The sequence below is a fragment of the Streptococcus sp. 27098_8_103 genome (assembly GCF_041432345.1).
Classification (GTDB): domain Bacteria; phylum Bacillota; class Bacilli; order Lactobacillales; family Streptococcaceae; genus Streptococcus; species Streptococcus mitis_BV.
Genome location: NZ_JAPVZK010000030.1, coordinates 1 through 22,898 on the forward strand (window position 1 = coordinate 1; position 22,898 = coordinate 22,898).

Below are 22,898 nucleotides of genomic sequence, written 5' to 3' on the forward strand. Positions count from 1 at the left end.
GTCAAGTAAGGTTTTGGGCTTTCAAGATAAAAATGGGAAAGTCTTGAAAATTATGATAAAATAGTGGAAGGAAATCTATACATTGGAGAAAAACTGTGTCTGAAAAGCAAAAAATCAGCGTATTGATGTCGGTCTATATCAAGGAAAATCCGACATTTTTAAAGGATGCTATTGAGAGTGTTCAAAATCAGACCCTGAAACCGAGCGAATTGGTTCTGGTTGAGGATGGACCTTTGACACCTGAGCTCTATCAGGTATTAGACCAGCTTGAAGCTGGGTCTGATATTCCAGTGAAACGCTATCCTCTTGAGCAGAATCAAGGTTTGGGTCTGGCTCTTCGACAGGGTGTTTTGCAGTGTCAGTATGATATTATTGCCCGTATGGATACGGATGATATAGCTGTTCCAGACCGTTTTGAGAAACAGGTTCAGCTAATGGAGAAGGACAAGCTCGACCTATTAGGTGGACATATTGCAGAATTTATTGACAATCCTGATGAGATTGTTTCTTACCGTCGTGTTCCAACCCAGCATGCAGATATTGTGGCTTATCAAAGGATGAGAAGTGCCTTTAACCACATGACTGTCATGTTTAAGAAGGACATGGTTCTCAAGGCAGGCAACTATGAGGATGGCCTTTATATGGAGGATGACCTCCTCTGGCTCAATATGATTGCTGCAGGAGCTAAGACTGGAAATCTGGATCAAATCTTGTGTAAGGTTCGTGTTGGAGCAGGAATGTTTGAGCGTCGTGGGGGACTGCGTTACCTCAAACTCTATCGTCAAGCTCGTCAGCGCATGCTGAAGAGAGGGCAAATTTCTTACATGGAGTATGCCAAGAGTGTTGCCATTCAGATGATTGTTGCCCTTTGTCCCGGATTTGTCCGACAGTTTATTTTTATGAAACTGTTACGAAAAAGCAAGTAAAAGATTGTAGCAAATCGTAAACTAGAGAAAAAGTGTTATAATAACAATATAACTATTCAGCTCTTTTAAGGAGGAGTAAATTTCTATGAACAAAAAACTCACAGATTATGTGATTGATCTGGTGGAAATTTTAAATAAACAACAAAAACAGGTTTTCTGGGGAATATTTGATATTTTGAGTATGGTGGTTTCCATCATTGTATCTTATATCTTATTCTATGGCTTGATTAATCCAGCACCTGTTGACTACATTATCTATACGAGTTTGGCCTTCTTGTTCTATCAATTGATGATTGCATTTTGGGGGTTGAACGCTAGTATTAGTCGTTACAGCAAGATTACGGATTTCATGAAAATCTTTTTTGGTGTGACTGCCAGCAGTATCCTGTCATATAGTATCTGCTATGCCTTCTTGCCACTCTTCTCCATCCGTTTCATCGTACTCTTTATCTTGTTGAGTACCTTCTTGATTTTATTGCCACGGATTACTTGGCAGTTAATCTACTCTAAACGCAAAAAGGGAAGTGGTGATGGAGAACACCGTCGGACCTTCTTGATTGGTGCTGGTGATGGTGGGGCCCTCTTTATGGATAGCTACCAACATCCAACCAGTGAATTAGAACTTGTCGGTATTTTGGACAAGGATTCTAAGAAAAAGGGTCAAAAACTTGGTGGAATCCCTGTTTTGGGTTCATATGAGGAACTGCCTGAATTAGCTAAACGCCATCAAATCGAGCGTGTTATCGTTGCGATTCCGTCGCTTGACCCGTCAGAATATGAACGTATCTTGCAGATGTGTAATAAGCTGGGTGTCAAATGTTACAAGATGCCTAAGGTTGAAACGGTTGTTCAAGGACTTCACCAAGCAGGTACTGGCTTCCAAAAAATTGATATTACGGACCTTTTGGGACGTCAGGAAATTCGTCTTGACGAATCGCGTCTGGGCGCAGAACTGACAGGTAAGACAATCTTGGTTACAGGTGCTGGTGGCTCAATCGGTTCTGAAATCTGTCGCCAAGTTAGTCGTTTCAATCCTGAACGCATTGTCTTGCTCGGTCATGGGGAAAATTCAATCTACCTTGTTTATCATGAACTGATTCGTAAATTCCAAGGGATTGATTATGTACCTGTGATTGCGGATATTCAAGATTATGACCGTTTGTTGCAAGTCTTTGAGCAGTACAAGCCAGCTATTGTTTATCATGCGGCTGCCCACAAGCACGTTCCGATGATGGAGCGCAATCCAAAAGAAGCCTTTAAAAACAATATCCGTGGAACTTACAACGTTGCTAAGGCTGTTGATGAAGCCAAAGTACCTAAGATGGTTATGATTTCGACAGATAAGGCGGTTAATCCACCAAATGTTATGGGAGCAACTAAGCGCGTGGCTGAGTTGATTGTCACTGGCTTTAACCAACGTAGCCAATCGACCTACTGTGCAGTTCGTTTTGGAAATGTTCTTGGTAGCCGTGGTAGTGTGATTCCAGTCTTTGAACGTCAGATTGCTGAAGGTGGGCCTGTAACGGTGACAGACTTCCGCATGACCCGTTACTTTATGACTATTCCAGAAGCTAGCCGTTTGGTTATCCATGCTGGTGCCTATGCCAAGGATGGAGAAGTCTTTATCCTTGATATGGGCAAACCAGTCAAGATTTATGATTTGGCCAAGAAAATGGTCCTTCTAAGTGGACACACTGAGAGCGAAATTCCAATTGTTGAAGTTGGAATCCGTCCAGGTGAAAAACTCTACGAAGAACTCTTGGTATCAACCGAACTTGTTGATAACCAAGTTATGGATAAGATTTTCGTTGGTAAGGTTAATGTTATGCCTCTAGAAGCCATCAATCAAAAGATTGAAGAGTTCAGAACTCTCAGTGGAGATGAGTTGAAGCAAGCTATTATCGCCTTTGCCAATCAAACAACCCATGTTGAATAAAAAAGAAAACGCATATTATCAGGTCTTAAACCTTGGTAATATGCGTTTTGTTATGTAGAGACTTATACTCTTCGAAAATTTCTTCAAACCACGTCAACGTCGCCTTGCCGTAGGTATGGTTACTGACTTCGTCAGTTCTATCTGCAACCTCAAAACAGTGTTTTGAGCAGTCTGCGGCTAGTTTCCTAGTTTGCTCTTTGATTTTCATTGAGTATGAAAATGAGTTGTTGCCCAGTCTATATTATATTATTGAAAATACTCTAAAATTTGTAGGGGTTTGTGGGCGATATAATCAGGTTGATAGTTTAGCAAGTCTGCTTGCTCTCCAAATCCCCAAGTGACGGCCAATTTCTGAATGCCTGTTTCTTGAGCTCCCAGCATATCAAACTTGGTATCTCCGATGATGATGGCTTGTTCTGGTGCTAGTTGATGTATCTGCAAGGCTTGGCGAATGACATCTGCCTTATGGGGTGCTTCAGGGCTGGAACCATAAATGCCATCAAAGAAATGATAGATTCCCAAGTTTTTAGTCATGTCTTGAGCGGTTGGAGTATTCTTTGTAGTGGTGATATAAAGAGGGTAATTGCTCGATAGCTCCTCAAGCAAGTCTACAATCTGAGGAAAGAGTTGAGCTTCATGGATTCCTTTTTCCTTGTAGTAAGAACGGTATATCTGCACAGCTTCAGAGATTTGTTCTTTGGGCAGGCAGGTCGCAAAACTACTTTCAAGGGGCGGTCCCATAAAACCACGAATCGTTTTGGCATCAGGGCTAGACACCCCGAGCTCCTTAAAGGTATGGGTAAAGGCATTGTGAATCCCGATAGAACTGTCAACGAGGGTTCCATCCAGATCAAAAAAGATAGCTGAGATAGAGGTCATAGTTTCTCCTATTTGATAAGCTTATTCTCCGAAAATTTCTTTTTGGAGGCGACGACCAGTAGGTGTAGCAGCGAGTCCACCTTCAGCTGTTTCACGAAAGGCAGTTGGCATGCTTGCTCCTACTTGATACATGGCATCGATGACTTCATCCACAGGGATTTTAGATTCGATACCTGCCAAGGCCATGTCTGCTGCGATGAAGGCAAAGCTAGCTCCCATGGCATTGCGTTTGACACAGGGAACTTCAACCAAGCCGGCAACAGGGTCACAGATGAGACCCAGCATATTTTTAATGACAAAGGCAATGGCCTGACTGGCCTGATAAGGTGTTCCACCGGAAGCTAGAGTCAAGGCTGCAGCACTCATAGCAGAGGCCGAACCAACCTCGGCCTGACAGCCACCTTCAGCACCTGAGATAGAGGCATTATTTGCGATGACTAGTCCAAAGGCACCAGCAGCAAAGAGGAAATCCAGCTGTTGCTCGTGGCTGAGGTCTAATTTTTCAATAGCAGCTGTTAGAACGGAAGGCAGACAGCCAGCACTTCCTGCGGTCGGAGTGGCACAAACCAAGCCCATTTTGGCATTGTGTTCATTGACTGCAATGGCATTTCGGGCAGCAGAGAGAATCGTGTAATCTGACAGAGTTTTTCCGTTTTTGATGTAGTGATCCAATTTGGCAGCATCTCCACCTGTCAGACCACTACGAGATTTATTTTCATTGAGGCCGAGTTGGACAGAGGCTTTCATGACTTCCAGATTGCGTTCCATGAGAAGGAAGACTTCTTCACGTTCGCGACCGGTCAATTCAAACTCTGTTGTAATCATGAGTTCTGCGACATTTCCTTGAAAGTCCAGATCTGCTTGCTCGACCAATTCTTTGATAGAATAAAACATGCTTCCTCCTATTTAAAGAAATTGACATTGTGGAGATGAGGGATTTTTCGAATTTCTTCTATGGCCTCATCACAGTTGCGACTGTCGACTTCGATAATCATGATGGCTTTTTCACCAGCTTTTTCACGAGTAACATTCATCTGGGCGATATTGATACCATAGCGTGAAAGAGCCTCTGTTACGAGGGCAATCATACCTGGAATATCTTGATGAACAATGATGATAGTCGGTGTATTCATATTGAGAGAGACGGCAAAGCCATTGAGTTCGGTGACCTGAATATTCCCTCCACCGATAGAAATACCAGTCACGCTGATGGTCTTATGAGCATTTTTAACGGTAATTTTAGTGGTGTTTGGGTGAGGGGCATTGCTGTCTTTCTGAATGGTCCAGACAATCTTGATGCCACGCTTGTGGGCAATTTCCAGGCTGTTTGGGATTTCAGGATCATCTGTATCCATGCCCAAAATACCTGCAACAAGGGCTAGGTCTGTTCCGTGACCACGATAGGTCTTGGCAAATGAGTTAAATAGTTGGAATTCGACTTCTGTCGGAGTATCATCAAAAATGGAAGAGACAATCTTCCCAATACGAACAGCACCAGCTGTATGGCTACTAGATGGGCCAATCATAACTGGTCCGATGATATCAAAGACAGATTGAAAACGAAGTGATTTCATCAGTTTCCCCTTATAAAAATTCTTATCTCTATTATATCAAAGAATGAAGGTCTTGGCTTTAATTGTGGATGAAAACCTTTTTACACTACAAATAGCATAAAAAAGCATCTTTTGTAACAAAAAATAGCTTATTTAGGGAAATAAAAAATAATTTTGTAATATTTCTACATAAAAGTGTCAAGAAACGGTAATATTTAAAGGGTATGATAGAACTATAGAAAGAAGGAGAATTTTCAAATATGAAATCAACAACTAAAAAGATTAAAACAACTCTTGCAGGAGTAGCTGCCTTGTTTGCAGTATTTGCTCCATCATTTGTATCTGCTCAAGAATCATCAACTTACACTGTTAAAGAAGGTGATACACTTTCAGAAATCGCTGAAACTCACAACACAACTGTTGAGAAATTGGCAGAAAACAACCACATCGACAACGTTCATTTGATTTATGTTGGTCAAGAGTTGGTTATCGATGGTCCTGTAGCACCTGTTGCAACACCAGCGCCAACTACTTATGCAGCACCAGCTGCTCAAGATGAAACTGTTTCAGCTCCAGCAGCAGAAACTACAGAAGTAGCAGAAGAAGCAGCTCCAGTGGCAAGCACACCTGCAGCAGAAGAAACTGTTGCTACAGCAGAAACTTCAGCACCAGCTGCAACTGTAAGCGGATCTGAAGCAGAAGCTAAAGAATGGATTGCACAAAAAGAATCAGGTGGTAGCTATACAGCTACAAACGGCCAATACATTGGACGTTACCAATTGACAGATTCATACTTGAACGGTGACTACTCAGCTGAAAACCAAGAACGTGTAGCAGATGCCTATGTTGCAGGACGTTACGGTTCATGGTCAGCCGCTAAAAACTTCTGGCTTAACAACGGCTGGTATTAAGAAATAACGAACAGAATAATATGAAAAGGTCGAGGAAATCCCTCGACTTTTTTATATTTCCTTCGGTTGATAATGGGTCTCTACTTCTTTTTTGAGATGAGACAGCATAGAAGTTTCTTCGGTTAGCTCCAGAAGGGAGAACCCTTTTTGGATAAGTTTAGAATCGTCTGTACAAATCCCAATACGGACATAGCAGATAGCAAGCCTATCGTAGCTTTTCTTGTTCTTGGCATCCTCCAGTAAAGTGTAGCAGATTTGTTGACACATGTTTTTGTCTTGATGATATAAGTAAATGGTGGACAGATTGAGTAGGATTGCCATTCGTAAGTCATATAAATGTTGGTAGTTTTTATAGACTTCTAAGCGTTGCAGGATTTTTCCAGTAATGAGATGGAGGTGATCAATGGGAAAGCTGAAAAGGATGGTATTGAGGATTTTTAGGTCACTTTCATACCATGTATCTTGTTTTTCAATTTTTTCCCAAAGTTTTTTGATAGTCTGTTTCACTTGGTCTGATAGTTGCTCTGTACCATGTTGACGGATATGAATGACAACTTCCAGCATATCCCTGATTTCTTCTATAGGGAGGTCATGATGGGTCTTGAGATAGTTTTGGCATGTTTCAAAAAAATCAACTAGACTACTGTTGCCAATGATAGAACTCATATTAAGATAAGTTTGTATGATTTCTGTTCGTTGGCTCGGTTGATAGAGATGGCAGATGTAGTCAAACTCTTCAAAACTCATATTGATTTGACGGAGAAGAAATTCCATATTTTCATATTTGGGAGTTGCCTTGCCGCTTTCAATCTTTGATAGGCTGGTTCTTGAGATGACATTTCCACAGACCTCTTCTTGGGTTAATCCTTTTGACTCACGTATTTCTTTATAGACCTTTCCGAAATCATAACGCATGATTTTCTCCTTTTAGTGAAAAAAGTTAACAAATAATAAAATCTAGTTAAAAATATTGTATCATAGTAACAGAAATAGTAAAAAAGAAAACTAAAATAGTGTGTGAAAAAAGTTAACTAATTTTAAAATAGAGTAAAGAAGAGGTATACTATAGATACGAAATACAGATAGGAGGGAAAGAGTATGAATAAAAAAGTTTTTCGTTTTTTAGTTATTCTTGCTTTCTTATTCAGCATTGCTACGGTTTTCCCATGGAACTGGCCGATATAATGCGCTAGTTGTAAAAATGAAAGGAAGGCGAGTCCAATGGACTACGATACTTGTTGATAAATTACTATAGCTGTTTTTACGGAACAGCTCTCGATAATAGGAGAAATAAATCATGAGAAAATTAGTTAAAATTGGTGTTGCATCTTTAATGGTATGTGGTATACTTGCTACTACAAATGCTTTAGCAGTATGGGTTGAGGGTGGTCAATGGAACTATGGAGTAGGTTGGACAGGAACTTTTGGATATTCTGATTATTTACATTCTACTCGATCTCATACAGCAACTGTCAAGCATGGAGGTAGAATCTCTAAGGATCGTGAAGATCCCGAGGTTTGGGCTCAAGCTTCCCTTAATAAAATTCCGCCAACAGGATTAGAATATTTCTATGGATTTTAAGTGAAATTTTCCCTCTCCTATTAGGAGAGGGAAAACTTTAGTGGAGGTACTTTTATGAAAAAAATCAGTCATCTTTGTATGTTTCTGCTGTTGCTGTGTACCACTTTTTTTGTTTTTAATGTAAACTACACACGTGAAGCGGTTCGGATTCGGGAAATGGGAAAGACTGTAGATTCTTTGGATTTGTATTTGAAAGATATTAACGAACCTGCAGCGTCTGTTCTTCGATTTTTTGAGGATGTATCAAAGGAGTACAAAGTCTCCATCATCAAAACAGACAGTGGTGATGAGGTAATCAAGTCTGGTGTTTTTGATAAAGATACCTTCCCCTACCAAGAGTTTGGGATTTCTTCTCTTGATTTTACCACAGATGGTGAAGGAGTCTACAGTAATAAAGAAATTTCTAATAAACTTGGTACGATACCGACCTTTCTAAAAGCCAAGCCTATTCAGCTTATAACTTTTCAAACCTATATCAAGGATACATCTCGTAGTTTAAATGGTCGCTATACGATAACTTCTACACAAGAGATGGATAAGGATAGGATTGTACAGAAATGGAGCGATTTTTTCAAGATAGACCAGGCTACCTTGCTAGAGCCTACCTATAAAAGTGCAGTGGAAGTCATAAATCGAGATTTGCTTTTATCTGCCATTGTTTTTGTCTTGGCTATTTTACTTCTTGTGTTAGTAACAGTGTATCAGCCGATGATGGAGATGAAACGAGTGGGGGTTCAAAAGTTACTTGGTTTTCAAAGCGGGGCGATTTTAGCTGGTTTTGTAAAGACTAATTTTTATCTTCTCTTGGGTGGAAGTCTTGTCATTGACTTGGGACTATTTTTAGTGCTGGACTACAGGCCAAAACTTCTGTTCCCAAGTTTACTCTTATCCCAATTTCTTCTTTTACAGTTGTATTTGTTCATCAGTTGGCTGACCTACCTGATGATTCAGAAAATGACAGTTAGTTCCATGTTGAAAGGTTTTTCATCTGTCAAACTTGGTCTCATCTTCAATTATGTGATGAAAATAGGGACAACTATTTTACTGACGGCCTTACTGATTGGGGTAGGCAGAAGTCTAGAACAAGAAAACAAAGAACTTGCTTATCAGCAACAGTGGGTAAGCCAAGGGAATTATTTGACCTTAGAAACCTTCCAACTCAATGATAACCTGTGGCAGGAAGAGCTAGCAGGTTCAGGGAAATCTACAGATTATTTCTACCAATTTTATCAAGATTTGCTAGCAAAAATACAAGTAAATTATGTGCGAAGTGCGAGTCTTCCTATCAAACCAGTCATCAAAGCTGAACAAGTACAGCAGTACCAACTGCCTGATAAGGTAGATGTTTACTATGCAAACCGTCAATTTTTAGAAAGTCAGGGCTTTAAGCTACCTGATATCGGCACTAAAAAGGTGATCTTGTTGCCAGCCAGTGATAAAGGACAAGAAGGCAAGAATCAGTTCTTGGGAAAATCCATCGCCTATCTTTCTATGAGGTATGAAGATCAGCAAAAGCAAACAATAGAAGATATGGATGTAGAAATTGCCTACTATGAAAGAGATTGGTCTTTCTTCCCTTATAACAATGAGCGAAAGGAAAATCTCCACAATCCAATCATTAGTCTAGTAAATGATCAAGACATGATGTGGGAAGAAAAGACTCGTTTGTCAACGACAGGTTTAAATAACCCGATGAAAGTTGAAAATACAGAACAAAATCAAAAAGTGATTACGGAGTTAGTTGAGAAATTATCAGATGGGAATTATTTAAAATTTTCATCGATTCAAGCCATTCAACAAGAGAAAGTAGATTCTTATCGAGATGCAGTTCGAAATCTTAATATACTCTTTGCTTTGTTTGGTCTCCTTAGCATGATGATTTCCTACTTCTTACTAGTAACAACTTTCTTGTTGAAGCGCAGGGATATCATTACCAAGAAGTTTATGGGGTGGAAACTGGTCGATCGCTACCGTCCTCTCCTCGTTCTACTTTTGTTGGGCTATAGTCTCCCTCTTCTAGTATTGATTTTCTTTGCCCATGCGCTCTTGCCACTCCTGCTGTTTGCAGGCTTTACATGTCTGGATATACTATTTGTGTTAGTCTTGGCTTCTAGGATGGAGAAAAGAAGTCTAGTAGAGTTATTGAAAGGGGGCATCTTATGATTGAGTTGGAAAATATTACCAAAACCATTGGAGGAAAAGTGATTTTGGATCACTTATCTCTCAGGATTGATCAGGGAGATTTGGTTGCCATCGTTGGAAAAAGTGGTAGTGGTAAGTCGACCTTGTTAAATTTATTAGGTTTGATAGATGGTGATTATAGCGGACGGTATGAGATTTTTGGTCAGACAAATCTAGCGGTCAATTCTGCCAAGTCGCAAACAATAATCCGTGAACATATCTCTTATCTGTTTCAAAATTTTGCCCTGATTGATGATGAAACGGTCGAGTACAATCTCATGCTGGCGCTGAAATATGTGAAATTGTCCAAGAAAGACAAGCTCAAAAAGGTGGAAGAGATTTTAGAGAGAGTAGGTTTGTCAGCTACGTTGCATCAAAAGGTCTCCGAGTTGTCTGGTGGCGAACAACAACGAATTGCAGTTGCTAGAGCCATCTTAAAACCCAGCCAGCTGATTTTAGCCGATGAACCAACAGGTTCTCTGGACCCTGAAAATAGAGATTTGGTCTTGAAGTTTCTCTTAGAGATGAATCGCGAGGGGAAAACAGTCATTATTGTGACCCACGATGCTTATGTAGCCCAACAATGTCATCGTATCATTGAATTGTAAAAAATACAGAAATCTTATCAAAAATCTTTAAATTTAAGGATACCTTTAAAATTTAATTTTAAAACACTCATTTATCAACATTTTTGATTGATAAAAATAGGAAATCGGTTGTTTTTGGGAGATTCCCTAAAATTACCTCCTAACCACACGTACTAAAAAGATACTTCCTATGGAAATCGTATGACTCTGAAGCTTCGAATAGTTCAGTTTTCATGATTTTTATGCTATTCTAGCTTTAAAATCCTTCAGAACGTAAAATTTTAAGCAGTCAAAGACTTAGAATATCCCTAAAACATTTATTTTATGGCAATTCTAAACATAGAATTGCGTGGATATGTATGGATTTAATCTGTTCGATAGTTAGGACAGCTCTATTCTGGGAAATCTGAGCTATCAATGGTTTAGAACAGCATTTCAACAATGGATTTTGTTGAAGGATTGATTATTTTATGAAAGAGGTTGGTCGATTGACAGCCTCTTTCTTGTCTTCTCCAACCAAGCATGTTATAATGAATACTGCTCAAGCGACCTTCAATCGTTAAGCACACACGACCTTCAATCGTGAACTAGTCATTTCGTTTATCTTTTATTACGTCGTTAACTCGAAATGAGATGCAAGCTGAGCTTGTCTGATTTATAACCTCAATCAGTCTCCCAGACTGATTGAGCGAACTCAAGTTATGCCTGCGACTCATTGCCTATCATATTTTCATTTTAAGATGATAGGCTAAAATGGTCTCTCAGACCATTTTACTACTAAAAGCAAACGAAATGACTATACTCAAATAAATTCTATTGAAAGTCATAGTAAATAGAATTTTGAGGGTATAAATAAACGAATAGATGGGAGACTTACCATGAGTGATAACTCTAAAACACGTGTTGTTGTGGGGATGAGTGGTGGTGTTGATTCGTCGGTGACGGCTCTTCTTCTCAAGGAGCAGGGTTACGATGTGATTGGCATCTTCATGAAGAACTGGGACGACACAGATGAAAACGGCGTCTGTACGGCGACCGAAGATTACAAGGATGTGGCTGCGGTAGCAGACCAGATTGGCATTCCCTACTACTCTGTCAATTTTGAAAAAGAGTACTGGGACCGCGTTTTCGAGTATTTCCTAGCAGAATACCGTGCGGGACGCACGCCAAATCCAGATGTTATGTGTAACAAGGAAATCAAGTTCAAGGCCTTTTTGGACTATGCCATGACCTTAGGGGCAGACTATGTAGCGACTGGGCATTATGCCCGAGTGGCGCGTGATGAAGATGGTACTGTTCATATGCTTCGTGGCGTGGACAATGGCAAGGACCAAACCTATTTCCTCAGTCAACTTTCGCAAGAACAACTCCAAAAAACCATGTTCCCATTGGGACATTTGGAAAAGCCTGAAGTTCGCAGACTAGCAGAAGAAGCAGGCCTTGCGACTGCTAAGAAGAAAGACTCGACAGGAATTTGCTTTATCGGAGAAAAGAACTTTAAAAACTTTCTCAGCAACTACCTGCCAGCTCAGCCTGGTCGCATGATGACTGTGGATGGTCGCGATATGGGTGAGCATGCAGGACTTATGTACTCTACGATTGGTCAGCGTGGCGGTCTCGGTATCGGTGGGCAACACGGTGGTGACAATGCACCTTGGTTCGTTGTCGGAAAAGACCTGAGCAAGAATATTCTCTATGTAGGACAAGGATTCTACCATGATTCGCTCATGTCAACCAGCCTTGAGGCTAGTCAGGTTCACTTTACTCGTGACATGCCAGAGGAGTTTACGCTCGAATGTACGGCTAAATTCCGCTACCGTCAGCCTGATTCTAAGGTGACCGTCCATGTCAAAGGAGACAAGGCAGAGGTTATCTTTGCAGAACCGCAACGCGCCATCACACCAGGTCAGGCAGTTGTCTTTTACGACGGGGAAGAGTGTCTAGGTGGTGGTTTGATTGACAATGCCTACCGCGATGGACAAGTTTGTCAGTACATTTAGATTGACAAATTTTCTCAATTTGCTACAATAATAAAAGCAATAGAAATGATGGTCAAAGCTCATGGATGTTGCAGGCTTTTTTGTCCTGCACTTCTTTGGAGTTTTGACTGTTTTTGTGTCGTTTAAGGGAAAGGATAAAAATGACTCAACAAGACTTTCGGACAAAAGTAGGAAATACGATTTTTGGCGTTCGGGCGACAGCTTTGATTCTTCAAAATCGCAAGCTTCTAGTCACCAAAGATAAGGGCAAGTATTATACTATCGGTGGTGCGATTCAAGTCAATGAAAGCACGGAAGACGCGGTAGTTCGTGAAGTGAGGGAAGAACTTGGTGTCAAAGCTCAAGCTGGGCAGCTAGTTTTTGTGGTTGAAAATCGTTTTGAACAGGACGGTGTTTATTATCACAATATCGAGTTTCATTATTTGGTGGACTTACTTGAGGACGCCCCGTTGACCATGCAGGAAGATGAAAAATCGCAGCCCTGTGAATGGATTGACTTGGATCAGCTCCAGAATATCCAGCTAGTTCCAGACTTTTTAAAAACAGCCCTACCAGAATGGGACGGCCAACTAAGACACATTCATCTTGAGGAATAGGAGAGAAATATGACTTATCATTTTACTGAAGAATACGATATTATTGTAATTGGCGCGGGACACGCTGGGGTTGAGGCTTCTTTGGCTGCCAGCCGTATGGGCTGCAAGGTCTTGCTTGCGACCATCAATATTGAAATGCTGGCTTTCATGCCTTGTAACCCTTCGATCGGTGGTTCTGCCAAGGGGATTGTCGTGCGTGAAGTTGATGCCCTAGGTGGCGAGATGGCCAAAACCATTGACAAGACTTACATCCAGATGAAGATGCTCAACACAGGGAAGGGGCCAGCTGTCCGTGCCCTTCGTGCGCAAGCTGACAAAGAGCTTTACTCTAAGGAAATGCGCAAGACAGTTGAAAATCAAGAGAATTTGACCCTTCGTCAAACCATGATTGATGAGATTTTGGTGGAAGATGGCAAGGTTGTCGGTGTACGTACAGCTACCCATCAAGAGTATGCTGCTAAGGCTGTTATCGTGACCACAGGAACCGCACTCCGTGGGGAAATCATCATCGGAGACCTCAAGTACTCGTCAGGTCCTAACCACAGTCTAGCTTCGATTAACCTAGCTGACAATCTCAAGGAATTGGGACTTGAAATTGGTCGTTTCAAGACGGGTACACCTCCACGTGTCAAGGCTTCTTCTATCAATTACGACGTGACAGAGATTCAGCCAGGGGACGAAGCGCCTAATCACTTCTCATATACTTCACGTGATGAGGACTATGTCAAGGACCAGGTGCCATGTTGGTTGACCTATACAAATGGTACCAGTCATGAGATTATCCAAAACAACCTCCACCGTGCGCCTATGTTCACAGGTGTAGTCAAGGGAGTGGGCCCTCGTTACTGTCCGTCAATTGAGGACAAGATTGTGCGCTTTGCGGACAAGGAACGCCACCAACTATTTTTAGAACCAGAAGGGCGCAATACAGAAGAAGTCTATGTCCAAGGTCTTTCAACCAGTCTGCCTGAGGATGTCCAACGTGAGCTAGTTCATTCCATTAAAGGTCTGGAAAATGCTGAGATGATGCGAACTGGTTATGCTATCGAGTACGACATGGTCTTGCCTCACCAGTTGCGTGCGACTTTGGAAACCAAGAAAATCTCAGGCCTTTTCACTGCTGGTCAGACAAATGGAACATCAGGTTACGAAGAAGCTGCTGGCCAAGGGATTATCGCGGGTATCAATGCGGCTCTGAAAATCCAAGACAAACCTGAGTTGATTTTGAAGCGCAGTGACGGTTATATCGGGGTGATGATTGATGACTTGGTAACCAAGGGGACTATCGAACCTTATCGTCTTTTGACCAGTCGTGCTGAATACCGTCTCATTCTCCGTCATGACAACGCTGATATGCGTTTGACTGAGATGGGACGCGAGATTGGACTTGTGGATGATGAACGCTGGGCTCGCTTTGAAATCAAGAAAAATCAATTTGACAATGAGATGAAGCGCCTAAACAGTATCAAACTCAAGCCAGTCAAAGAAACCAATGCTAAGGTTGAGGAGATGGGCTTCAAGCCGTTGACAGATGCGGTGACAGCCAAGGAATTTCTTCGCCGTCCAGAAGTTTCTTACCAAGATGTGGTGGCCTTCATCGGACCAGCTGCAGAGGACTTGGATGACAAGATTATCGAATTGATTGAAACAGAAATCAAGTACGAAGGCTATATTTCCAAAGCCATGGACCAGGTTGCTAAGATGAAACGCATGGAAGAAAAACGCATTCCAGCCAATATTGACTGGGATGACATTGATTCTATCGCAACCGAAGCCCGTCAGAAGTTCAAACTCATCAATCCAGAAACCATCGGCCAAGCCAGCCGTATTTCGGGAGTAAACCCAGCAGATATTTCTATTTTGATGGTGTATCTTGAAGGTAAAAATCGTAGTATTTCTAAAACTCTTCAAAAATCAAAATGATACGTCGTCGGCTTCGGCTCACCTAACTTAAGTTATGCTTTCGCCTAGCCTTCTAGTCTGCTTTCGATTTTTATTGAGTTTTAATCTAAAAAGAAAGCATAGAAAAAACAGCTCCGAAGACGGGGCTGTTTTGTTGACTTGTACTCAATGAAAATCAAAGAGCAAACTAGGAAGCTAGCCGTAGGTTGCTCAAAGCACTGCTTTGAGGTTGTAGATAGAACTGACGAAGTCAGTAACATATATACGGCAAGGCGAAGCTGACGTGGTTTGAAGAGATTTTCGAAGAGTATTATTCTTCATCTGGTGTGAGGATCATCGGAATGATAATCGGTTCACGTTCGGTATTTTCATAAAGGAAGGGGCGAATAGCGTTGACAATGGCACCATTGACAGATTGAACGCTAGCATCCTTATTTTTCAGTGCGATACGAATAGCATTGAAGAGGATACGCTGGCTTTGGCGAATCAAGTCTCCAGACTCTCTCATGTAGACAAAGCCTCGGCTGAGAATGTCTGGACCAGACAGAATCATCTGAGATTTGAAGTCAACAGTTGCGACTGCTAGAACGACACCGTCTTCAGATAGATCACGACGATCTTTAAGGACAGCAGCACCGATTTCACCGATACGATTTCCATCGACATAGATATCTTGGGCGTTGAAATGACCTGCGATACGAGCAGAGTCAGCAGTAAGGGCAAGCACATCGCCATTGCTCATGATAAAGATATTGTCCTTCTCAACACCAGTATCCACTGCTAGTCCAGCATGGACTTTTTGCATGCGGTATTCACCGTGGACAGGCATGAAGTATTTTGGCTTAATCAAGCGGAGCATGAGTTTTTGCTCTTGCTGACCACCGTGTCCAGATGTATGGATATTGTTCACTTTACCGTGGATAACTTCGACACCAGCTTCAGAAATGATGTTAATCAGCTTGTTGACGCTAGTAGTGTTTCCAGGGATAGGACTAGAAGAGAAGATGACCGTATCGCCTGGTTGGAGTTGTACCTGACGGTGGGTTCCATTGGCGATACGAGAGAGAGCAGCCATTGGTTCCCCCTGACTACCTGTACAGAGGATGAGAATCTCGCCTGCAGGGTAGTCTTTGATTTCATTTGGCTCGATAAAGGTTCCCTTAGGAGCTTTGATGTAGCCAAGATCGATTCCGTTGACAATAGCCTTTTCCATCGAACGGCCAAAGACGGCAATCTTACGTCCAGTCTTAACAGCAGCTTCTGTTGCTTGTTGGAGACGGAAGATATTTGAGGCAAAGGATGCAAAGATGATACGTCCTTCAATGCCTTGGATAATCTTCATGATGGACTGGCCAACGACTTTTTCAGAGTTGGTAAAGGTTGGAATTTCTGCATTTGTCGAGTCAGACAGAAGACAGAGCACACCTTCTTCCCCAAGGGCAGCCATACGGTGCAAGTCTGCTGGTTCACCAACTGGTGTTAAGTCAAACTTGAAGTCACCCGTACAGACAATTTTCCCTTGAGGAGTATGAATGACAATCCCTAAAGGCTCTGGAATGGAGTGAGTCGTTCTAAAGAAAGTTGCCTTGAGATTTTTAAAGGTCAACTCAGTATTGTGGTTGATTTCATAAAGTTTGGCGTTGCGCAAGAGGCCGTGTTCTTCGAGTTTTCCACGGATCAAAGCCAAGGCAAGTGGTCCAGCGTAGATAGGGACATTTGCTTGCTTGAGTAGGAAGGGAATTCCACCGATGTGGTCCTCGTGTCCGTGGGTAATCAGAACAGCCTTAACGCGGTCGATATTGTCTACGATGTAAGAGTAGTCAGGAATGACATAGTCGATACCCAGCAAGTCATCTTCTGGAAATTTAATCCCAGCATCAACGATGATAATCTCGTCTTGGTATTCAATTCCATATGTGTTTTTCCCGATTTCTCCCAGACCACCGATGGCAAAAACACCAACTTCTTCAGGTTTAAGAGTATAGGCCATATTAGAACTCCGTAATTTCGAAGGCGCCAGTTTCTTTTTCGTAATCTAGCAATTTGTCAGACAAGAGTTCGATATACTCGATATTGTACTCTGGGCGATTTTCTTCGACAAGTTGGCGAGCAGCGATACGGCCCTCAAGTTCTGAGTTAGCATCGATGTCTAGGTATAGTGCGCGTGTTGTTTCACGGCGTGGGCTACGTTCTTTTGTTTCTTGATAAAAAACTTTGTAAATCATATAGTTCCTTTCTATTTACAGGTCAGCTTATTCCAAACTTTTAGCATAGATTTGCTTGATTTCATTCCATTTTGTGTCTAGATTGACCTTGATTCGTTACAATTATTTCAATTATACCACAAAATGAAAAATTAGTAAAAGACGGAAACGAGAAAGTCAGGGGACGATTTCTTTAGTAAGCGCTTGTAAAAATAAAGAAAATGTGTTATGTTGATAATGGAAGTGAAATTTATCGCTTGTCATAATTCCATATAGATTTTAAGTCAAGGAGGTTGCCCTATGTATAACTTATTTGCTTTTGCTATCGGAGCTCGTTTGGTAGCTTTTATTGTTTTTGTTGCTTGCGTTTATGCGGGGAATCTTCTATTTGCCAAACTGGAACGACGACAAACCAAGTTCTTGTGGAAGATTACCTTTGTGACTCTCTACTCGCTTTTTCTCCTCCTCGTAACCTATGTCGTTTGGTTTGTATTTTATTTTGGATTAAATGCTTAGATGCCCTGCTCATGCTGGGGCTTTTTGTTTGGGAATAAAGAAAATTCCCATGTGCCAGCTTTTGTAGTATAATAGTAAGCAGACAAAAAGATAGGAATGTGTTATGAAAGTATTAGCTTTTGATACGTCCAGCAAGGCTCTTTCTCTCGCTATTTTAGAGGACAAGCAGGTTCTTGCCGAGACGACGATTAATATTAAGAAAAATCACAGTATTACCCTCATGCCTGCCATCGATTTTTTGATGGCAAGTGTGAACTGGACGCCCAAGGATTTGGATAGAATCGTTGTGGCGGAAGGGCCAGGTAGCTACACAGGTTTGCGAATTGCGGTAGCAACTGCCAAGACCCTTGCTCATACTCTTAACATCGAGTTAGTTGGTATGTCTAGCCTCTTGGCTCTGGTGCCCTACCAACAAGAAGGTTTGTTCGTTCCTTTGATGGATGCGCGTCGCAACAATGTTTATGCAGGATTTTATGAAAATGCCAAACCTGTCATGCCAGAAGCGCACCTATCTTTTGAAGAGGTGTTAGAGAAAGTTAAGGGTGCTAGTCAGGTAACCTTTGTCGGAGAAGTTGCCCCCTTTGTGGAGCAGATTCAAGAACACTTGCCAAGGACTAATTACAAAGAAACCTTGCCTAATGCAGCCAATCTTGCTCTTTTGGCTTGGGACAAGGAAGCAGACTCCTTGCATGATTTTGTGCCGAACTACCTCAAGCGTGTTGAGGCTGAGGAAAACTGGCTCAAGAACCATACCGAGTCTGGTAAGTCCTACATTAAACGCCTATGATAGAAATCAAACGAACTCACCAGCAACCTGATCTGGCTCAAGCCATCTACGCTGTTATGATAGCTGTTTACCCAGTCAGTCCTTGGACGCTGGAACAAATCCAAGCAGACCTGTCCCAAGACCAGACTTGGTATGCTCTAGCTTATGATGGGGAAGAAGTGATTGGCTTTCTAGCTGTGCAGGAGAATCTTTTTGAGGCAGAAGTCCTGCAAATCGCTGTCAAACAAACCTATCAGGGTCAGGGAATTGCATCAGCCTTGTTTGCTCAATTGCCGACAGACAAGGAGATTTTCCTCGAAGTCAGAAAGTCAAATCACCGAGCACAAGCATTTTACAAGAAAGAAAAGATGGCAGTCATCGCTGAGCGAAAGGCCTACTACCATGACCCAGTCGAGGATGCCATTATCATGAAGAGAGAAATAGATGAAGGATAGATATATTTTAGCATTTGAGACATCCTGTGATGAGACCAGTGTCGCCGTCTTGAAAAACGACGATGAGCTCTTGTCTAATGTCATTGCTAGTCAAATTGAGAGCCACAAACGTTTTGGGGGCGTAGTGCCAGAAGTAGCCAGTCGTCACCATGTCGAGGTCATTACAGCCTGCATCGAGGAGGCGTTGGCAGAAGCAGGGATTACCGAAGACGATGTAACAGCTGTGGCGGTTACCTATGGACCTGGCTTGGTGGGAGCTTTACTAGTTGGTTTATCAGCTGCTAAGGCCTTTGCTTGGGCACATGGACTTCCGCTGATTCCCGTTAACCACATGGCTGGTCACCTTATGGCAGCTCAGAGCGTGGAGCCTTTGGAGTTTCCCTTGCTAGCCCTCTTGGTCAGCGGTGGACACACAGAGTTGGTTTATGTTTCGGAGGCTGGTGACTACAAGATTGTTGGGGAAACGCGAGATGACGCGGTTGGTGAGGCCTATGATAAGGTCGGCCGTGTCATGGGCTTGACCTATCCTGCCGGTCGTGAGATTGACGAGCTGGCTCATCAGGGGCAGGATATTTATGACTTTCCTCGTGCCATGATTAAGGAAGATAATCTGGAGTTTTCATTCTCAGGTTTGAAATCTGCCTTTATCAATCTTCACCACAATGCTGAGCAAAAGGGAGAAAGCTTGTCTACAGAGGATTTGTGTGCTTCCTTCCAAGCAGCAGTCATGGATATTCTTATGGCTAAAACCAAGAAAGCCTTGGAGAAATATCCTGTTAAAACTCTGGTTGTGGCAGGTGGCGTGGCAGCCAATAAAGGCCTCAGAGAACGCCTAGCAGCCGAAATCACAGATGTCAAGGTCATCATCCCCCCTCTGCGTCTCTGCGGAGACAATGCAGGTATGATTGCCTATGCCAGCGTCAGCGAGTGGAACAAAGAAAATTTTGCAAGCTTGGATCTCAATGCCAAACCAAGTCTTGCTTTTGATACTATGGAATAAGGAGTCAGCTCAAGGCTGGCTTTTTTGCCCTCTTAAATGTCAGAATATTTTGACAAATCATTGTAAATAATGATATAATATATAAAGAATAGGAGGTGGTGAGATGATTGAGAGAATGGAGTTGGGAGAATTTTACAAGGAATTACGTTTGGCGAGAAAGCTCAAGCAGTCAGATGTGGCTTGTGCTGGTCTAACAGCCTCTCAGTTGTCCAAGTTTGAACTAGGGCAGTCTATGCTATCTGCGGATAAGTTGATCCTAGCCATCCAAGGGATCAATATGAATTTTGATGAGTTTGGTCATAAGCTAAACAATTATCAAGAATCCCTACATATGCAGATTGGTAGAAAGGTTGTGGATCGCTTTGCCCACCAAGATATAGCTGGTTTAGAGCAACTGTTGGAGGAAGTCGAGCAAGAACAGATGGCAGAGACCTATCGTCGTTTGAATGCCATTGTAATTAAAAACGCACTCCATTCCTTAAATAAGAACTATCCATTAGTAAAAGAAGATAGCGAGTTTTTGACTATCTATCTCTATGCTATTGAGTCTTGGACCTGGTTTGAACTCTATCTCTTTTGCAATACCATGCCCTTCTTGAGCAATCAAGATTTGATATTTTTATCGACCGCTTTAATTGAGAAATCTAGGGAATTTAAAGAGTTGGTACATAATCGATTGTATATGAAAAGTGGATTTCTGAATATTATATCAGAACTCATGGAGCGTAAACTTTTCTCTTATATCCCAATTTTTGAAGCTGAGCTAGAGAGCATGCTTCGTCCATACGATGTTTTTGAAAAAGTATTGTGGCAGTTTTTAAAGAAAATGAAGATTTTCCTTCAAACCAAAGGAAGCAATCAAAAAGAGATTGAAAGATTTATCCAATCTCTGCAAGTATTAGAAAATCCACAATTGCTAGCCCTCTTCGAATTGCGTTTGAAGCAATACAAAGAACTTATTGAGTAGTCAACAATTGCAAATCTGAAATTTCTATAAGAAAAAATATCAAATATGCGATTTTCTAAAATAAGCTAATTTTCGTGTTATACTATCCTTGTAAAGCACTTCAAGCAGATCCTAAGTCGCAGAAGTGGTTTATAGATGGGAATTCGTACAGTATATGTTTAATTATGAGCATACTGTAAATGGCTGGACTAAAAGTGAAACTTGGCGTCCTAGATAAAATGAGGTAAACGATGGAAAAACAAAGTCAGTTACAAATGTTAATTCATTCCCTATACAATAATAAAGAAATTAGCTTGACGGAAGAATTTAGGAAGCAATTGCTGGAAACAGCAAAACAGTTCTCTAGTACTAATGAAGATTTGTTAGCTGTACGTCTTTCTTTTGCCGTCTCTAAAGAATTGTTGAGCTTTAAAGGTGAACCGCCGACAGAGTTGTTGGATTTAGCAAAATTTGTCCAAAAGAAAGAAGCTAAATACAAGCAGGGAATAGTGTGGTCTGGTATTTTTAAGATATGATTTATTATAAAATACGGCATGAACATCATATAATGGATGAATCTGAATATGAGCAAGGCTTGGAGTTCAATATTAAACCAAGTCTTGTTTTCTATACACTGGAACTTTAAAAGGAGTTGTGATGAAAGTATTTCTTCAAAATAGAAATTTTAGGCAATTAACCATCAACCAGTGGATTTCAACGGTTGGGGATACGATTTTTTATCTGGCCTTTTTGAATTATGTGGCAGATGCATCTTTTGCCCCTTTGGCGATTTTACTGATCACGATTTCAGAAACCCTTCCTCAAGTTCTGCAAATCTTTCTGGGAGTTTTGGCGGATTTTCAACATCATCGTGTCCTAAAATATACAATGATTAGTTTTGCAAAATTTTTGCTTTACTCTATCGTTTCTTTATCACTTTCAGGGCAGTCCTTTTCCTTGTTATTAGTAGCATTTATTTGTCTGATTAACCTCTTATCTGACACATTGAGTTATTTTTCAGGCGCCATGCTCACTCCGATTTTCATTAGAATTATTGGGCAAGACCATCTGGCAGAAGCTATTGGATTTAAACAGTCAACTGTTAGTTTAGTGAAAACAATCAGTAATATTCTAGGAGGAGTCTTACTAGGTATTCTATCTATCCAGTCTATTTCCTTACTGAATGCTCTGACCTTTTTAATCGCATTTTTAGGTATTCTTTTCATAAAAACAGACCTCTTGAAAGTAGAAAAAACGATTAGCTATCAAGAAGGACTCTCTGTAAAATCCTTTTGCCAGCATCTGCTCCAATCATCAAAATTGATATGGAATATGAATAAGGTGCTCTTGGTTTTGTTTATTATCTCTATTAGTCAAGCAGTGATAAATGTTACAGTTCCTGTTTCTACTCTGTTTTTGAGGAATCAGCCCTTTTTGAATTTACAAACAGGTCAATCTCTTGCCTTGTTATCCACCCTTGAATTGTCAGCCCTTATTGTCGGAAGCCTTGTGAGTGGCTATCTGAAGAATACAATCTCCATAAAACTAGCCCTATATGCCTCGCTTATTATCCAATTACTCCTTTTAGTTGGCTTTGTGGCAGTTCGTTTTGACTGGATTCTTATCTTTAGTGCCTTGGATGCCTTTTTCGCAGGTATCCTCTCTCCTCGATTACAGGAACTCATTTTTAAACAAATACCTGAGGAGTCAATGGGAGCAGTTCAATCCTCTATCGGTGCCATTACAGTTGTTTTACCTAGCTTATTTACAATAGCTTTGGTAACCATTGCTACTAGCTTTGGAACTCTGGCAGTTAGCTTTGTTTTATTGCTATTTCTTCTAGCTGCCTTTATCATACTCTTGAATATCCGTGAAAACATTTAGCGAAGAATGTGTATATTATATGTTTGAGACTGGATTCCAGTCTGTTTATGATGGCTACAATCAGCAGACTGTTA

At 41.3% G+C, this 22,898-nt stretch carries 22 protein-coding genes; 16 read left to right on the forward strand and 6 right to left on the reverse strand.

Annotation, left to right across the window (positions count from 1 at the left end; all coding sequences use genetic code 11):
• Nucleotides 1-95 precede the first annotated feature (95 nt).
• Both O3599_RS08330 and O3599_RS08335 read left to right on the forward strand, forming a co-directional pair.
• On the forward strand, nucleotides 96-926 hold the full coding sequence (locus O3599_RS08330) for a glycosyltransferase (protein WP_247939698.1): 831 nt from the start codon (nucleotides 96-98) through the stop codon (nucleotides 924-926).
• Between the two features lie 85 nt (nucleotides 927-1,011).
• Nucleotides 1,012-2,862 (forward strand): nucleoside-diphosphate sugar epimerase/dehydratase, encoded by a 1,851-nt coding sequence (locus tag O3599_RS08335; RefSeq protein WP_247939697.1) that lies wholly within the window; start codon nucleotides 1,012-1,014, stop codon nucleotides 2,860-2,862.
• A gap of 246 nt (nucleotides 2,863-3,108) precedes the next feature.
• On the opposite strand, the gene O3599_RS08340 is transcribed toward O3599_RS08335, so the two are convergent.
• The 3 genes from O3599_RS08340 to sdaAB are packed head-to-tail and all read right to left on the reverse strand — an operon-like array spanning nucleotide 3,109 to nucleotide 5,315.
• The gene (locus O3599_RS08340; protein WP_371512535.1) at nucleotides 3,109-3,741 is read right to left on the reverse strand and encodes an HAD-IA family hydrolase; all 633 of its coding nucleotides are present in this window, start codon (nucleotides 3,739-3,741) and stop codon (nucleotides 3,109-3,111) included.
• 21 nt (nucleotides 3,742-3,762) lie between these two features.
• Nucleotides 3,763-4,635 (reverse strand): L-serine ammonia-lyase, iron-sulfur-dependent, subunit alpha, encoded by an 873-nt coding sequence (gene sdaAA / locus O3599_RS08345; protein WP_020902659.1) that lies wholly within the window; start codon nucleotides 4,633-4,635, stop codon nucleotides 3,763-3,765.
• An 8-nt stretch (nucleotides 4,636-4,643) separates the two neighbouring features.
• A complete protein-coding gene (gene sdaAB / locus O3599_RS08350) occupies nucleotides 4,644-5,315 on the reverse strand; it encodes an L-serine ammonia-lyase, iron-sulfur-dependent subunit beta (protein ID WP_000838912.1) in 672 nt (223 codons plus the stop codon).
• Between the two features lie 239 nt (nucleotides 5,316-5,554).
• Here sdaAB and O3599_RS08355 point away from each other — a divergent pair, with 239 nt between their 5' ends.
• Nucleotides 5,555-6,205 (forward strand): LysM peptidoglycan-binding domain-containing protein, encoded by a 651-nt coding sequence (locus O3599_RS08355; RefSeq protein WP_371512537.1) that lies wholly within the window; start codon nucleotides 5,555-5,557, stop codon nucleotides 6,203-6,205.
• Nucleotides 6,206-6,256: 51 nt separating this feature from the next.
• Here the strand turns inward: O3599_RS08355 and O3599_RS08360 are convergent, their stop codons facing one another.
• On the reverse strand, nucleotides 6,257-7,120 hold the full coding sequence (locus O3599_RS08360) for a helix-turn-helix domain-containing protein (protein WP_371512538.1): 864 nt from the start codon (nucleotides 7,118-7,120) through the stop codon (nucleotides 6,257-6,259).
• Nucleotides 7,121-7,502: 382 nt separating this feature from the next.
• On the opposite strand from O3599_RS08360, the gene O3599_RS08365 reads away from it, so the two are divergent.
• The 6 genes from O3599_RS08365 (at nucleotide 7,503) to mnmG (ending at nucleotide 15,074) form a co-directional block, all read left to right on the forward strand.
• Complete coding sequence (locus O3599_RS08365; protein ID WP_100910945.1) at nucleotides 7,503-7,787, forward strand: lactococcin 972 family bacteriocin; 285 nt, start codon at nucleotides 7,503-7,505, stop codon at nucleotides 7,785-7,787.
• A 54-nt stretch (nucleotides 7,788-7,841) separates the two neighbouring features.
• On the forward strand, nucleotides 7,842-9,950 hold the full coding sequence (locus O3599_RS08370; protein WP_371512541.1) for a bacteriocin-associated integral membrane family protein: 2,109 nt from the start codon (nucleotides 7,842-7,844) through the stop codon (nucleotides 9,948-9,950).
• Nucleotides 9,947-10,576 carry an ABC transporter ATP-binding protein gene (locus O3599_RS08375; protein ID WP_049500733.1) on the forward strand — a complete coding sequence of 210 codons (630 nt, stop codon included), beginning with the start codon at nucleotides 9,947-9,949 and terminating at the stop codon, nucleotides 10,574-10,576. Before O3599_RS08370 ends, O3599_RS08375 begins: the two co-directional genes overlap by 4 nt.
• A gap of 857 nt (nucleotides 10,577-11,433) precedes the next feature.
• The gene (gene mnmA, locus O3599_RS08380; protein ID WP_371512543.1) at nucleotides 11,434-12,555 is read left to right on the forward strand and encodes a tRNA 2-thiouridine(34) synthase MnmA; all 1,122 of its coding nucleotides are present in this window, start codon (nucleotides 11,434-11,436) and stop codon (nucleotides 12,553-12,555) included.
• A gap of 140 nt (nucleotides 12,556-12,695) precedes the next feature.
• Nucleotides 12,696-13,151 (forward strand): NUDIX hydrolase, encoded by a 456-nt coding sequence (locus O3599_RS08385; RefSeq protein WP_371512545.1) that lies wholly within the window; start codon nucleotides 12,696-12,698, stop codon nucleotides 13,149-13,151.
• Between the two features lie 9 nt (nucleotides 13,152-13,160).
• Complete coding sequence (gene mnmG / locus O3599_RS08390; protein WP_371512547.1) at nucleotides 13,161-15,074, forward strand: tRNA uridine-5-carboxymethylaminomethyl(34) synthesis enzyme MnmG; 1,914 nt, start codon at nucleotides 13,161-13,163, stop codon at nucleotides 15,072-15,074.
• A gap of 289 nt (nucleotides 15,075-15,363) precedes the next feature.
• On the opposite strand, the gene rnjA is transcribed toward mnmG, so the two are convergent.
• Both rnjA and O3599_RS08400 read right to left on the reverse strand, forming a co-directional pair.
• Nucleotides 15,364-17,043, reverse strand: coding sequence for a ribonuclease J1 (rnjA, locus tag O3599_RS08395; RefSeq protein ID WP_261012088.1), 1,680 nt, complete (start codon nucleotides 17,041-17,043; stop codon nucleotides 15,364-15,366).
• Between the two features lies 1 nt (nucleotide 17,044).
• Nucleotides 17,045-17,278: a DNA-dependent RNA polymerase subunit epsilon gene (locus tag O3599_RS08400; protein ID WP_000639571.1), complete on the reverse strand. Its 234-nt coding sequence runs from the start codon at nucleotides 17,276-17,278 to the stop codon at nucleotides 17,045-17,047.
• A gap of 279 nt (nucleotides 17,279-17,557) precedes the next feature.
• Here O3599_RS08400 and O3599_RS08405 point away from each other — a divergent pair, with 279 nt between their 5' ends.
• From O3599_RS08405 to O3599_RS08435, 7 genes are all read left to right on the forward strand, one after another.
• Complete coding sequence (locus O3599_RS08405; RefSeq protein WP_000282478.1) at nucleotides 17,558-17,773, forward strand: hypothetical protein; 216 nt, start codon at nucleotides 17,558-17,560, stop codon at nucleotides 17,771-17,773.
• A gap of 103 nt (nucleotides 17,774-17,876) precedes the next feature.
• On the forward strand, nucleotides 17,877-18,560 hold the full coding sequence (tsaB, locus tag O3599_RS08410) for a tRNA (adenosine(37)-N6)-threonylcarbamoyltransferase complex dimerization subunit type 1 TsaB (RefSeq protein ID WP_371512550.1): 684 nt from the start codon (nucleotides 17,877-17,879) through the stop codon (nucleotides 18,558-18,560).
• On the forward strand, nucleotides 18,557-18,994 hold the full coding sequence (gene rimI, locus O3599_RS08415) for a ribosomal protein S18-alanine N-acetyltransferase (RefSeq protein WP_020901819.1): 438 nt from the start codon (nucleotides 18,557-18,559) through the stop codon (nucleotides 18,992-18,994). Before tsaB ends, rimI begins: the two co-directional genes overlap by 4 nt.
• Nucleotides 18,984-19,994, forward strand: a complete 1,011-nt coding sequence (gene tsaD / locus O3599_RS08420; RefSeq protein WP_371512552.1) for a tRNA (adenosine(37)-N6)-threonylcarbamoyltransferase complex transferase subunit TsaD — start codon at nucleotides 18,984-18,986, stop codon at nucleotides 19,992-19,994. The genes rimI and tsaD overlap by 11 nt, the downstream gene beginning before the upstream one ends.
• 103 nt (nucleotides 19,995-20,097) lie before the next feature.
• The gene (locus O3599_RS08425; protein ID WP_020901821.1) at nucleotides 20,098-20,961 is read left to right on the forward strand and encodes an Rgg/GadR/MutR family transcriptional regulator; all 864 of its coding nucleotides are present in this window, start codon (nucleotides 20,098-20,100) and stop codon (nucleotides 20,959-20,961) included.
• A 230-nt stretch (nucleotides 20,962-21,191) separates the two neighbouring features.
• Nucleotides 21,192-21,476 carry a bacteriocin immunity protein gene (locus O3599_RS08430; RefSeq protein ID WP_004254985.1) on the forward strand — a complete coding sequence of 95 codons (285 nt, stop codon included), beginning with the start codon at nucleotides 21,192-21,194 and terminating at the stop codon, nucleotides 21,474-21,476.
• A gap of 121 nt (nucleotides 21,477-21,597) precedes the next feature.
• Nucleotides 21,598-22,824: an MFS transporter gene (locus tag O3599_RS08435; RefSeq protein ID WP_004254988.1), complete on the forward strand. Its 1,227-nt coding sequence runs from the start codon at nucleotides 21,598-21,600 to the stop codon at nucleotides 22,822-22,824.
• Nucleotides 22,825-22,898 lie beyond the last annotated feature (74 nt).